The sequence below is a fragment of the Paenibacillus rhizophilus genome, assembly GCF_003854965.1.
Taxonomy (GTDB): domain Bacteria; phylum Bacillota; class Bacilli; order Paenibacillales; family Paenibacillaceae; genus Paenibacillus_AQ; species Paenibacillus_AQ rhizophilus.
The window spans coordinates 301,536-313,880 of the sequence record NZ_RQPI01000003.1; the positions used below are offsets into that span (position 1 = coordinate 301,536).

At 52.7% G+C, this 12,345-nt stretch carries 12 protein-coding genes and 1 tRNA gene; 8 read left to right on the plus strand and 5 right to left on the minus strand.

Annotated features, from left to right (window positions below; genetic code table 11):
- The 3 genes from EH198_RS08600 (at position 1) to EH198_RS08610 (ending at position 2,575) form a co-directional block, all read left to right on the plus strand.
- A complete protein-coding gene (locus tag EH198_RS08600; RefSeq protein ID WP_124695126.1) occupies positions 1-933 on the plus strand; it encodes an SPFH domain-containing protein in 933 nt (310 codons plus the stop codon).
- A 115-nt stretch (positions 934-1,048) separates the two neighbouring features.
- The gene (locus EH198_RS08605) at positions 1,049-1,513 is read left to right on the plus strand and encodes a cupin domain-containing protein (protein WP_124695127.1); all 465 of its coding nucleotides are present in this window, start codon (positions 1,049-1,051) and stop codon (positions 1,511-1,513) included.
- Between the two features lie 225 nt (positions 1,514-1,738).
- A complete protein-coding gene (locus EH198_RS08610; RefSeq protein ID WP_124695128.1) occupies positions 1,739-2,575 on the plus strand; it encodes an aldo/keto reductase in 837 nt (278 codons plus the stop codon).
- 96 nt (positions 2,576-2,671) lie between these two features.
- Here the strand turns inward: EH198_RS08610 and EH198_RS08615 are convergent, their stop codons facing one another.
- Together EH198_RS08615 and asnB are read right to left on the minus strand one after the other, a co-directional pair.
- Complete coding sequence (locus EH198_RS08615) at positions 2,672-3,493, minus strand: type II CAAX endopeptidase family protein (RefSeq protein WP_124695129.1); 822 nt, start codon at positions 3,491-3,493, stop codon at positions 2,672-2,674.
- Between the two features lie 223 nt (positions 3,494-3,716).
- Complete coding sequence (gene asnB / locus EH198_RS08620) at positions 3,717-5,561, minus strand: asparagine synthase (glutamine-hydrolyzing) (RefSeq protein ID WP_124695130.1); 1,845 nt, start codon at positions 5,559-5,561, stop codon at positions 3,717-3,719.
- A 151-nt stretch (positions 5,562-5,712) separates the two neighbouring features.
- Between asnB and EH198_RS08625 the strand changes: the two genes are divergently transcribed.
- From EH198_RS08625 to EH198_RS24880, 3 genes are all read left to right on the plus strand, one after another.
- Entirely contained in the window at positions 5,713-6,069 is a 357-nt protein-coding gene (locus EH198_RS08625) for a hypothetical protein (protein ID WP_124695131.1), read from the plus strand.
- A gap of 192 nt (positions 6,070-6,261) precedes the next feature.
- Positions 6,262-6,335 (plus strand) — tRNA-Arg (locus EH198_RS08630).
- 640 nt (positions 6,336-6,975) lie between these two features.
- A complete protein-coding gene (locus EH198_RS24880) occupies positions 6,976-7,077 on the plus strand; it encodes a sporulation protein YjcZ (protein ID WP_197970100.1) in 102 nt (33 codons plus the stop codon).
- A gap of 94 nt (positions 7,078-7,171) precedes the next feature.
- Here EH198_RS24880 and EH198_RS08635 read toward each other — a convergent pair whose 3' ends face one another.
- The 3 genes from EH198_RS08635 to EH198_RS08645 are packed head-to-tail and all read right to left on the minus strand — an operon-like array spanning position 7,172 to position 9,715.
- The gene (locus EH198_RS08635; protein WP_124695132.1) at positions 7,172-7,864 is read right to left on the minus strand and encodes a TetR/AcrR family transcriptional regulator; all 693 of its coding nucleotides are present in this window, start codon (positions 7,862-7,864) and stop codon (positions 7,172-7,174) included.
- A 58-nt stretch (positions 7,865-7,922) separates the two neighbouring features.
- Positions 7,923-8,987 (minus strand): ABC transporter permease, encoded by a 1,065-nt coding sequence (locus EH198_RS08640; RefSeq protein ID WP_124695133.1) that lies wholly within the window; start codon positions 8,985-8,987, stop codon positions 7,923-7,925.
- Positions 8,984-9,715: an ABC transporter ATP-binding protein gene (locus EH198_RS08645; RefSeq protein WP_124695134.1), complete on the minus strand. Its 732-nt coding sequence runs from the start codon at positions 9,713-9,715 to the stop codon at positions 8,984-8,986. The genes EH198_RS08640 and EH198_RS08645 overlap by 4 nt, the downstream gene beginning before the upstream one ends.
- A 242-nt stretch (positions 9,716-9,957) precedes the next feature.
- Here EH198_RS08645 and EH198_RS08650 point away from each other — a divergent pair, with 242 nt between their 5' ends.
- Together EH198_RS08650 and EH198_RS08655 are read left to right on the plus strand one after the other, a co-directional pair.
- A complete protein-coding gene (locus EH198_RS08650; RefSeq protein ID WP_124695135.1) occupies positions 9,958-11,391 on the plus strand; it encodes a stalk domain-containing protein in 1,434 nt (477 codons plus the stop codon).
- 59 nt (positions 11,392-11,450) lie between these two features.
- Positions 11,451-12,308: a phosphate ABC transporter substrate-binding protein gene (locus EH198_RS08655; RefSeq protein ID WP_124695136.1), complete on the plus strand. Its 858-nt coding sequence runs from the start codon at positions 11,451-11,453 to the stop codon at positions 12,306-12,308.
- The last annotated feature ends 37 nt before the right edge of the window (positions 12,309-12,345 follow it).

Sequence of the window (12,345 nt, forward strand, 5' to 3'; positions counted from 1 at the left end):
ATGGAATTGGCAGTTATTGGAGTAGTTTTAGTTGTAGTGGTCGCATTTATCGCGTTGACGGTCAAAATCGTTCCGCAGCAGCGGGTCGGCGTCGTTGAACGGCTGGGGAAATTCCACCGGCTGCTGACGCCCGGTCTGAATATTCTGATTCCGATCATCGATCAGGTACGGGTCTATCACGATCTGCGGATTCAGCAGGCGAATGTGCCTCCGCAGACGGTGATAACGAAGGATAATGTGCAGGTGCAGATTGATACGATTATTTTCTATCAGGTCGTGGGCCCGGAAGAAGCGACCTACGGCATTTCCGATTATGTATACGGCGTGCGGAACATCAGCACGGCGACCATGCGGCAAATTATCGGCAAGCTGGAGCTTGACGAGACGCTGTCCGGCCGGGAAAAAATCTCGACCGAAATCCGCCTCGCCCTTGACGAAGCGACGGAGAAATGGGGCGTACGGATTGAGCGGGTCGAGGTGATCGACATCAAGCCGCCGGTGGACATTCAGGAAGCGATGGATAAACAGATGAAGGCGGAACGGAACAAGCGTGCCATTGTTCTGGAGGCGGAAGCGGCCAAGCAGGATATGATCCTGCGCGCGGAGGGCGATAAACAGAGCAAAATCCTGAAGGCCGAGGGAGACAGGGAAGCGCGGATTCATCAAGCGGAAGGTCTGCGCCAAGCGCAGGAACTGGAGGCTCTCGGCCAGGCCAAGGCCATTCAGGCGGTCGCGGAGGCGGAGAAGCTGCGGATTGAGCTGATCCGAAGCGCGGGGCTGGATGAGCAGGTGCTGGCGTATCAATCATTCGAAGCCTTGGGCGAAATCGCCAAAGGGCCGGCCAACAAAGTATTCCTGCCGAGCGACGTCGTCAGGACCCTCGGAAGTGTGGGCGCGATTGCCGAAGTGTTTAAAGCGGGAAAGGACAAATAAGCACGCCATGGTCATACACGGCATGGTCTTAAAGGGTTCTATTTTACAATCGCGGCTTTTTCGGCTAAAGTAGGGTCATTGGCCCTAGACCTATTTATAAGGAGAGAAGACCATCGTGACGCAAAAAGAACTTTCGCCTTTTGTGGAATTGCTCGGCCTTGAGCGCCATGTCGAAGGTGGCTGGTTTAAGGAAATTTGGCAATCTTCCGTTCAAATTCCCCGGGATCTCCTGGGCAAAGACTACTCCGGCCCCCGTCCTGCGGCATCCACTATTTATTTTCTGCTGCACCCGGGCGAGGTTTCACAGTGGCACGCCGTCCTGTCGGATGAGCATTGGATGTGGCATGCGGGCAGTCCGCTTGTATTAAGCCTTGGCGGCAGCGGAGAGCATCCCGGCGATGCGGAGGAAATAATACTGGGACTCGATATCGCCGCAGGCCAGCAGCCGCAGGCACTCGTACCCGCCGGAGTATGGCAGGCAGCAAGACCGCTCGGCGACGAACCGGTCCTTGTATCTTGTGTGGTGGCCCCGGGCTTCCACTACGACGATTTCCGGCTGATCGGCAAGTCGGAGGAATAACGCCGGGTTTCTTTTGGAAGCAGCCGAACGGCGATATGCTTTGCAGTAAGAACGGAGCGCAAGCTCCGTTTTTTTGTGCGAAAGAATGAAAGAAAGCACCGAATTTTGTATTGCATGTAATCCATCTGATATACTTGATTTTGGAAATCCTGCTTAGAAGGGCAGCATACGCGGTTAAACACTTTTGTAGAATCCAATCCACACACGAATCTGGAGGGAAAAGCGATGAGTCAGTTGAATGGACCTTTTACCGGCGGACCTACTTTGAGTGATGGCGTAACGATGCCGTGGCTGGGGCTCGGAGTATGGCAGACCAAAGACGGCGATGAAGTCATCCATGCGGTCAAATCGGCGATTGAAATCGGCTACCGCAGTATTGATACGGCCTCGGCTTACAAGAATGAAGAAGGCGTAGGGCAAGCCATTAAAGAAGCTGGAGTGCCCCGAGAGGAACTGTTTATCACCACGAAGGTGTTCAATAATGAACAAGGATATGAGCAGACCTTGAAGGCCTGCGAGTCCAGCCGCAAGAAGCTCGGTCTGGATGTCATCGACTTGTATCTGATCCACTGGCCGGTTAAGGAGAAGTTCAGGGAGACATGGAAAGCGCTTGTTCATTTGCAAAAAGAGGGCTATGTCAAGTCGATCGGCGTCAGCAATTTTCAGACTCATCATCTGAATAGCATCATTGACGATACCGGCGTCGTGCCCGTGGTGAATCAGGTGGAATTCCACCCGCTGCTCACTCAGCGCGAGCTGCTCAAATACTGCCAGGATCAGAATATTCAACTGGAAGCATGGAGCCCGCTGCTGCAGGGCAACCTGGATATTCCGCTGCTGCAGGATCTCGCGCAAAAATACGGAAAGACGCCTGCCCAAATCGTTCTCCGCTGGGATATCCAGCAGGGGGTAATTACGATTCCGAAATCAGTTCATGCCGATCGAATCCGTGAGAACGCCGGTATTTTTGATTTTACGCTAAGCGATGAAGATGTTCTGGCTATCGAGGGATTGAACAAGAACCACCGCTACGGTCCCGACCCGGATAATTTCAATTTCTAATAGGCAGTTCAGCTCTAATTTATTGATTGGATAAAAAGGATGTCTCCCGCCGTTTTCCACGGCCGATGGAGGCATCCTTTGTTTATTTGTATATTATTAATGAAGTTTGGGGGCTCGCCCCAGTCTTTTCATCAGGAGTATCCCGTGGACAATGACCAGCATGCTGCAGACCATTGCCATGACCTGTCCGGCCTGATCGCCGGCTGTGAGCGTATCGAAGATGCCGTGCCAGAGAATGACCGGAATGATGCTCCACCGGCTTCCCGCGCAAATCCAGGCGAGTACGACGGAACCGTAGGTCAGGCTGATTCCCCAGCCGATGACGCCGAAGCCCATGCCGAGATAACTTTCGTTAAACCAGAATGCGGGCAGATGCCAGAGCATCCAGACGGCGGCTACAATCAGGGCTGAAGCGAATAAGGAGCGGCGGCGGTGCAGTTCGGGCAAAAGAAAGCCGCGCCAGCCGCTCTCTTCGCCGATGCCGAAGGTGAGCATCCAGACAAGTGAGGTTTCCCAGACGTTAAAGCCGGCGGGGAGATCGGAGGTAAGCCCGAACCGATGCATATCCGGAAAGCTCCCGGTAAAGAGGCGATGGGCCAAAATGGCAATGCACCCGTAAACGAGCGGAAGCCCAGCTGCAATCAGCAGCCACTTTCGGGGGAAGGAGAAGGAAAACGCCGTCTTGATCCAAGCGGAAGATCCTTTGCCGCCGGGCAGCAATTCTGCCGCTGCGGCTCCGGCGAGCGGCCCGAACGAGCCCAGGTAGAACTGTCCGGGCAGGACGGGGATATGGGCCTCGAACTGTCTGTTCGCAAGCAGCGGGAGCCAGCAGGCCCAGGTAAAGCCGAAGGTGACAGACAGAAACAGAGTCAGCCTGTTTCTTCCGGGCTTCCGCCTTGGGGACAAGCGGGAATTCATGAATACCAACTCCTTCATATAGAAGATGCTCTATCTCCATAATGGGAGCAAGGCCTTTAACTGGTATACGGCAAATATCACCTTTTGCGGGGAAAATCATTAAGCCTGCAGGGCGCTAAGACGGATAGCTTCCTGCAGGCTGTTTCTTTGAAAAATGAATGGTATTTACGGCTTGTGGGCGGCTTCGTTTGCAAAAGGATCGCTATGTCGCGGCTGACCGCTTCTACTCGATTGAAATATTGTAAGTGCGCAGCCAGAGATCGACCTGGGCCAGATAAGCGAACAGCTGCGGACCGGACATCAACTGACCGAACCAGGGCAAATTGCTGGAGGACTCAGGCGATGCCGCAATTTCGCGGATTTTGGCGGAATTGATCAATGGCAGAATCGGCGAAGAAGGGTCGTCGAGAATGCTGAGCGCCCGCTGACGAACGGCATTCAAATAGCCGGGATTATGCGTTTTGGGATAGGGGCTTTTTTTACGGTACAGCACATCTTCCGGCAGCACTCCTTCAAGTGCCTTGCGCAGGATACCTTTTTCCCTTCCTCCCACGGTTTTAATTTCCCAGGGAATATTCCAGACGTACTGTACTAGCCGGTGATCGCAGTAAGGAACGCGCACCTCAAGACCGACACCCATGCTCATCCGGTCCTTACGGTCCAGCAGAGTCGGCATAAACCGGGTTATATTGAGGTATGACATCACCCGCATTTGCGCCTGTTTGCCGGTCTCGCCTTCAAGCTTTGGCGTCTCGGCCACTGCATCGCTGTATCTGTCGCCCAAATATTCGAGCGGACGAATCCATTCCCGGATTTCGGGTGAGAGCAGACCGGACCGCATCTTGGGAGCGACTGCCCATGGGAAAGTTCCCGAGGACAGCATTTCTTCGCGGTGAAACCAGGGGTATCCGCCGAATATTTCGTCGGCCGCTTCGCCAGAAATCGCGACCGTGGCGCCTTTTTTAATTTCCCGGCAGAACAAATACAGCGACGAATCGACATCCGTCATACCCGGCAGATCGCGGGAGAACAGCGCATTATCGAGCGCTTCCACCAGCTCATCCGTGTCGAATTGTATATAATGATGGCGGGTTCCCAGCTCATCAACCATCCGTTTAATCCAGGGTCCATCGGCTCCCGGCTGGAAGGAGTGGCTTTTGAAGTATTTGTCGTTGTCGACATAGTCGACGGAATAGGTGTCCATCTGTCCTTGGCCGGTCCGTTTATAATAGTCGACGGCAAGCGCGGACAACGCGCTCGAATCCAGACCGCCGGATAACAGGGAGCAGACGGGCACGTCGGATACCAGCTGGCGTTCCAGTGTATCCTGGAGAAGATCCCGCACCTTGGCGGCTGTTTCTTCCGGACTGTCTGTGTGGGGGGAACTTTCCAGCGTCCAGTAGGCATAACTCCGCAGACCCTCGCGGCTGTAGATCATGGCATGGCCAGGGCGAAGCTCCGACATATCCTTGTATACGCCATGTCCCGGCGTCCGGGCCGGACCGACAATGAAAATCTCCGCAAGCCCTTCCGGTCCAACGACCGGGCGGACCTTGGGATGTTGAAGCAGCGCCTTCGGCTCCGACCCGAAGATAAGGGTATCGTCTGCCTTGCTGAAGAACAGCGGCTTCACGCCCAACCGGTCACGCGCGAAGAATACCTGCTCGCGAAGTCCGTCCCAGACGGCAAAGGCGAATATACCGTTCAGCTTCCCGGCGCAGTCCGGGCCCCACTCGATGTAAGCATGCAGCAGTACCTCGGTGTCGCACTGGGTGCGGAACTCATGCCCCCGGAGCTTCAGCTCATTTTTTAATTCGGCGGCATTATATAATTCTCCGTTGTAGACAATGGCATAAACCTGGTCTTCATGGCGGGCGATCATCGGTTGTGCGCCGTTCTCGGGATCGATAACGCTGAGTCTGCGGTGTCCGAATGCGATAGGGCCCGAAATCCATGTACCCGCCGCGTCCGGACCGCGGTTCGCCAATGTTTCAGTCATTTTGACCAGCAGCTGGGAATGTTGGGTCAGATCTCCGCGCCACTGGATAAATCCGGTTATTCCGCACATGACGGTTCATCCTCTCTTGTGGATAGCCTAAGTGTGGTGTCCCTATCTTTTTGCCAATTAATACAGATATATGCCGAAGGAAGGCATAAAATGTATGTCCTTATCCGAACACTAGAGAGGGGGAAATTTGGCTTGGAAGGAAGGATGACCGATGTATTATATTAAGGATGCCAAAATACGCAGAATGCTTAAATATGACGGAGCGCCCTGCGCCGAAGTGGGGGTACTGCCGGGGGCCGTGGGTGACTCTGCGCTTTTGGTCTATATTGTTGAAGACAACCGGGAAGAGGGGTACGAAATTATCCGTATTTTGACCAATGACGCCGACACGGCCACCGATTGGTATGACAATAATATGCATGACGCCTTTGTCGATGTGACATCGAGCGCATTTCCAGGCAGTCCGGTCATGAGCCCGGAGGAGGAACGGGACAAATTTCAACGGGAGCTGCTGATATTCGGGGATTTGAAAAAACAGCTGGGGGTGCGGTTTCAGGAGTATTCATAAGTTAACCAATAATATTAAAGGGAGTGTGGTTTGGCCGGCAAGGCTAAAAGGGCACTCCCTTGATGTATGTGCAAAACACCGGCTGCGAATCAGCGGCTCTTCAAAATTTCGAAGAATTGTAACGCGCCAAAACTTGATCTCCTCAGCACAACCGTTATATAATAGATAACGTTGTTGAAATACATACTTTGTGTCCCAATAGCTCAGCCGGATAGAGCATGCGCCTTCTAAGCGCACGGTCGGGGGTTCGAATCCCTCTTGGGACGTACAAAAACCTTCCTTCGGGAAGGTTTTTTGCGTACAGGGAAGAGAACCGCCGGAGGTTCGTCGGAGCATTGGCATCGTTAGCAACGGCATCGCAGTCAGCCCGAGCGGGCTGCATCCCTCTTTGGACGAAACCTTCCTACGGGAAGGTTTTTCTTAATGTTACGCTTATTTGGACTGGAAAACATCCCGTTAATTCCTCCCGAAAAACGATGTATTCGCCATCTAAAGGGAAAAACTCCAGCTAATTGGCCTATTTATCTTCGTTTCAGGCAGAATCGGCAAATTTAACTGGAGAAATTCCAGTTAAGCTCTGCCGGAGGGCCATTTTTTAAAAAATTAAAGGGATAAATTCCATTTCATCCGCTCCCCTGCCCCGGTACCAACTACTAAATCCGGCTAAGAAGCCGTCCGGCCGCATAGAGCGTGTCCGGCCAAAAGGCGATTTGCCGCAGCAGCGCGGCCTCTGCTTTTTCCATAGGGCCCGGCAAACAAATACAAGCTTCCGATGCCTTTTATAATCGATTTTTTGGGAAAAAGCAATTTGTTCTTTCGTTTTATTTACTTGCCGAAACCCCCAGACGAATGTGGAAGTTGCTGCATAATCTGGTGACGTACTCTACTTGAGAGGAGGAGTTTTTCATGGGCGAAGCTGGCGGATATGGCGCTGGTTTTACATCTGCAACCGCAATTCTCGTACTGTTCATTTTGCTGGTCATCATCACAAAGTCTCTGTGGGTATAATTTTTGCGTAATGTTAAAATCCCGCCAGGTACAAGGCCTGACGGGATTTTTTTGGAAATATAAGAAAGTATAAGCCGACTATGCAGGTATGTTCTCAGACGCCCCGATTTCCCGGATCTGCTGCAATCCCATGCATGATGAACCGGATCAGCAGTCCGATTTCTTCCTCGTCGTTCCAATCCTTGTCCGGCTGCAGCAGCAGGCGGGTCATAATGTAGCCGATGATCGAGGATGCGGTAAAACGGATAACGGTTGGCGCCGGAACGTCGATGATTTCCCCTTTTTGCTTAAAATGATCGACTTGCGCGGTAACCCTTTCGAATACCTTGCTCATAATATCCTCCATGAACTGCTCGCGCAGCTTTGGATGAAAGGGAATTTCCTGAATCAGGATTTGCAGGATTTTAAAATTTTTGCGGGCGAATTCCAGCCGGTTTCGGATCAGGGAGCGGAGAAAGTCCTCGTAGCTGTCAAAGGAACCATCCAGCAAATTCCCAAAGTTTCTCATGACAAAAGGGGCGAGCAGGCGGCTCATCGTCGGCCCCACAATGGACAGCAGAAGATCTTTCTTGGTCTTGTAGTAGCGAAAAATCGTTCCTTCCGCCACCCCGGCCTTCTGTGCGATTTCACTGGTCGCCGCGCCCGCATAGCCTTTTTCCGCAAATACATCCACGGCCGCCTGCAAAATCGCAACTTGCTTAGGCGTCATTTTCTCCTCATCGCCCAGGGCAAGCAGCTCCAGAGCCCACTGCTCCGTGTCCTTATCTGCAGAAAGATGTTCTGCCATAATGTCAACCCTCCAGACGTTTTCTGTTTGCTTATCGTACCATATAGGAGAACCCAAGTTACATTTTACGGTGTTTGCGGAGGGCAAGCACGTTCAGGATCATGAACAAAAGCGAGAAGGTGATCAGCACATACACATCATTTTCAATCGAATTCCAGCCTTTCCCGCGGATCATCACATTCATCATCGCCTGCGCCCCATAGTATAACGGAGTGGCATATCCAATCCGCTGAAGCCAAAGTGGAAGTGTGTCCATTGGAAACAATCCGCTCAGAAAAATCTGCGGCACGATGACTAGCGGGATGAACTGAATCATCTGCAGCTCGTTTCCGGCAAACGCCGACAGCAGCGTACCGAGGGTCAGGGCCGTCATCGACAGCAGCAGAGTAATCAGGAGAACATAGCCGAAGCTTCCGGCCATCATAATGCCCAGTACCTGAATGGAGAACCAGGAGATAAGCAAGGCCTGAAACACGGTGAAAATACCGAAGCCGCAGACATAGCCGATGACGATTTCCCAGCGTTTAAGCGGGGTAGCGAGCAGGCGCTCCAGCGTTCCCGTCGTCCGTTCCCGAAGAAAGGAGACCCCCGCAATCAGGAAGACGAAAAAGAAGACGAATACGCCAATCATAATCGGTCCGAACCGGTCGATGGTCTTCATGTCCGCGGAACCGTACAGATAGCTGATTTGCGGCTGGGGGGAGGCCTGCGACTGTGCCTGATTTCCCTGCGCCTGAGCCTGCCCGGATATCCGCTGATCCCCGGATGCCTGCTCCAGTGCCAGCATAACCGCCCGATTGGCCGCCGGATTGCTTCCTTCCAAAATGATCTTCGGAGCACCGCCGTCGATTGAGATCAGGGCGTCGATTTCTCCATTCTTCAGCGCCAGGGCGCCATCTTCCTCCGAATTATACTTAACAACCTGGGCGTCATGTTTGGCCAGCGCTTCCGAAAGGACGGCCGCTTGACCCGACACGCCGATATTCGGCTTATAGGCATCGCTACCAAACACCAGGCTCATCAGGCTGAGAACGAGCAGGGGAGCGGCGAACATGAGAGCCATCGTTCTTTTGTCGTGAATGAACTGCCGCAAAATACGCAGCGTAAGCGCGCGGATTCTCATGAACGGACACCTCCGTAATATAAAAATGCTTCTTCAATGGAAGACGAGCCTGTAGACTGAAGCAGATTGGCGGGAGTGTCCTCCGCAAGCAGACGGCCTTCCCGGATCATGCCGAGCCGGTCGCATTTTTCGGCTTCATCCATGACATGGGTCGTGAGCACTATGGTCGTTCCCCGTTCATTCAGAGCTTTAAGCTCCTTCCAGATGGACATGCGCAGCACCGGATCGATGCCGACCGTCGGTTCATCCAGAATAAGCAGTGGCGGCTCGTGCAAAAGCGCAATGGCCAGCGACAGACGGCGTTTCATCCCCCCGGAGTATTGATCGACCCTTTTGCGGAGATGCTCTTCCAGACCCACAATCTCCATGACTTCCTTGATTCGACGATTTCTCTGTTCTTTCTTCAATCCATACAGCGAAGCGAAAAATTCCAGATTCTCCTTAGCGCTCAGCTCACTGTACAGAGCGTCGGACTGGGCCATATAGCCGATTTGCGACAGCAGCGAAAGCTTGGGAACCTTCACCCCCAGTACATGCACTTCGCCCGAGTCCGCTTCATCGATTCCGGTAAGGAGCCTGACCAGCGTCGTCTTTCCGGAGCCGGAGGGTCCGAGTAGGCCGAAGGTCTCGGCTTTGCGGACCTCAAGGCTGATGTCTTCCAGGACAACTTTGCTTCCGAATGCTTTGCGAATATGATTCACCGTAATCACTGGGGCTTCCGGGTTCATATGAATCTCTCCGTTCTTCATTAAAATGAGTGAGTACTCACTCAATATATTAAACGAGAGATCGCCGATTGTAAATCTTTTTCCTGCGTTAATCCTGAGTTGACAAAAGTGCCGGATTTCGACAGATAACACGTGAAAAATGAGGACAACTTCATAATTACCAAATATTTCTCGGCAACAGATTTTACAACCAGGGCGGAAAATAACATTAGTAGTTACCTATATGAAAAGGGTGAATTCATTTGAAAAAAAATCAGTTGTTTAGCGTACTCATGGCTTCGGCGCTTCTAGTATCTGTGGGCGAAGCAAGCGTGTACGCGGCGGCAGGAACGGTAAGCAAAACGTCCGCCGTTAAAGCATCCGTTAAGGCCGCGGTAAAAGTCAAAGAAGGAGTAAAGGCTTGGACGGTAAACGGCGCCCAAACCACTTTCAAAACGGTAGACGCCGCTGGATATAAGCTATATTCCATCAGCCAGCTGGCCGCTTCTCTCGGCGCAAGCATCGCTAATGAGTCGGGAAGTCTGGTGCTGAAGGACAAGGCGGGAGTACATACGATTAAATTGAAGGCCGGCTCCAAGAGCTATTCGCTGGACGGCGTGAAGCGTAATTTCACGACGGCTCCTACGGTATTCGGCGGCAAGCTGTACGTTGAGCTTAGCGCAGTCGTTAACGGTCTTGGCGGGGAGCTGTTCGGCAGCCCGCTGCAAATTCTTGGCGCGGCGCGTCCGCAAGGCGAATTTGATACGATCCATTGGGCCGCGGACGGAACCGTTCTGGCGAACCTGGAAGGAGAAACGGCGCAGATTTATAAGTTTGCGGCGAATCCGGGCAGCTATGGATTATTTTCCAGCGACGAAAAAGCCTCCGATTTCACGGTTTCGGGCGATCGTCGTTACGGCGCTTTCACTGATGAGACCGGCCTGTTGTCCGTCATCGATTTGACTTCGGGTGCGGTGAGACCGGTCGGAACGGATACTTCCACCAAGACGGATCTTACCTGGTCGGCAGACGGCAAGATCATCTATTTTATCCAAGGGGACAAGCAGGAGAAGATCTCGCAAATTTCGGTGGATACCGGCGCCGTAACGGAGCTGCTGGCCGATAAGGTGGAGAACAAATCCGAACTGCATATTTCCGCGGACGGCAAGAGAGCGGTCTACATCGTCAACATTACCGGAACCGCCAAAAATGACGCCGACAGCACGGAAGATTCCCTGACGGTCGACTTCAGCAAGGCGGGAGAGCAGCTGTATCAGCTCGACCTGGCTACAAAGGATGCCAAACCGGCCGCTTTGACCACCTCGGACGACAACAAGCTGTACCCGGAAATTTTGGCAGACGGGACTGTAGTCTACTTAAGCGCTGACCCGGAAGGCAAAACGGCCAATACACTGAAGACGGTTAAGCCGGACGGCACAGCCGCCAATATTGCGCTGGATATCGAGGTAACTTGGGCGCAAGCCGCAGGCGGCGGAATTATCGCATCCGGAACGGCTGCTGACGGCACTTCCCGCATTTATTCCGTTCCGGTCTCCGGATCGGCACAAGAACTGTTCCGTACCAAAGCTGACATTTCCGAAGTCGCGGTTTCCGCTGACGGAAGCAAGTTGGCTGTAATCACGGGAGGCAAGCTGGTAACAATCGAGAACGGCAAGTCTGTGCAACTGACGAGATAAGACGCTTTTTACAGAACGAACACATACTATATCGGTTTAAACCGAGAGGAGAATAAATCATGAAATTGTTTAAAAAAATCACGTTTACAGCTTTGGCTGCCGTGTTTGCCGTTACGGCATCTTTTGCGGGAGCGGCATCTGCAGCGGGATCGCTGTCGGGCAAAATTACGGTTAACGGTTCGACGGCTCTGCTGCCGCTGACACTGCAGGCCGCCAAGGAATTCCAAAGAATGAATCCGAAGGTTAGAATCGCCGCTTCCGGCAAAGGCTCCGTTACCGGACCGCAAGCCGTTAAGAAAGGCATCGCCGATATCGGCGCGTGCGACTGGGATGCCAGTATCGACGTTCCCGGCTTCAAAGCATTCAGCGGACAAGTAGCGAACAAGGTTGCGGTTATTCCTTTTGCGACTATCGTGAACAAGAATGTTGGCGTAGACAACCTGACCACCGATCAGCTCAAGGGCATTTTCTCCGGCAAAATTACGAACTGGAAGCAAGTCGGCGGCGCTGACGCGGATATCGTCGTCATTACCCGCGCTTTCGGCTCCGGCACACGCGTTAACTACCAGGCCAAGGCTCTGGCAGGCGGCGATATTGTCAAGAAAGAGAAGAATTATAAAGAAGTTGGCTCCAGCGGCGATATGAAAACAGCTGTGGGAACGACTCCAAACGCTATCGGTTATATTGATTTGGTCTACGTTAGCGGCGATGTGAAGGCTGTGAAGTTCAACGGAGTAGCGGCTACTTCCGACAACGTCATTAACGGTTCCTACAAAATTTGGGCTTATGGCTACTACATGACCAAGGGACAGCCGACCGGAGCTGTTAAAGCTTTCATTGACTATGTACAAAGCAAGAAGTTCCAACAGGGTTCGCTGAAAAAACTTAAGTTCATTCCGATCTCGGCAATGAAGTAATTTAGCACAATATTTCGGAAGAGCGTCATTATACGGC

Bases quoted from the DNA above. Each gene is read 5' to 3' on its own strand.
- EH198_RS08615 (WP_124695129.1), bottom strand. From the start codon at position 3,493: ATGAATTCCCGCTTGTCCCCAAGGCGGAAGCCCGGAAGAAACAGGCTG.
- EH198_RS08635 (WP_124695132.1), bottom strand. From the start codon at position 7,864: ATGGCAGAACATCTTTCTGCAGATAAGGACACGGAGCAGTGGGCTCTG.
- EH198_RS24880 (WP_197970100.1), top strand. From the start codon at position 6,976: ATGGGCGAAGCTGGCGGATATGGCGCTGGTTTTACATCTGCAACCGCA.
- EH198_RS08600 (WP_124695126.1), top strand. From the start codon at position 1: ATGGAATTGGCAGTTATTGGAGTAGTTTTAGTTGTAGTGGTCGCATTT.
- EH198_RS08625 (WP_124695131.1), top strand. From the start codon at position 5,713: ATGTATTATATTAAGGATGCCAAAATACGCAGAATGCTTAAATATGAC.
- EH198_RS08640 (WP_124695133.1), bottom strand. From the start codon at position 8,987: ATGAGAATCCGCGCGCTTACGCTGCGTATTTTGCGGCAGTTCATTCAC.
- EH198_RS08610 (WP_124695128.1), top strand. From the start codon at position 1,739: ATGAGTCAGTTGAATGGACCTTTTACCGGCGGACCTACTTTGAGTGAT.
- EH198_RS08645 (WP_124695134.1), bottom strand. From the start codon at position 9,715: ATGAACCCGGAAGCCCCAGTGATTACGGTGAATCATATTCGCAAAGCA.
- EH198_RS08655 (WP_124695136.1), top strand. From the start codon at position 11,451: ATGAAATTGTTTAAAAAAATCACGTTTACAGCTTTGGCTGCCGTGTTT.
- asnB (WP_124695130.1), bottom strand. From the start codon at position 5,561: ATGTGCGGAATAACCGGATTTATCCAGTGGCGCGGAGATCTGACCCAA.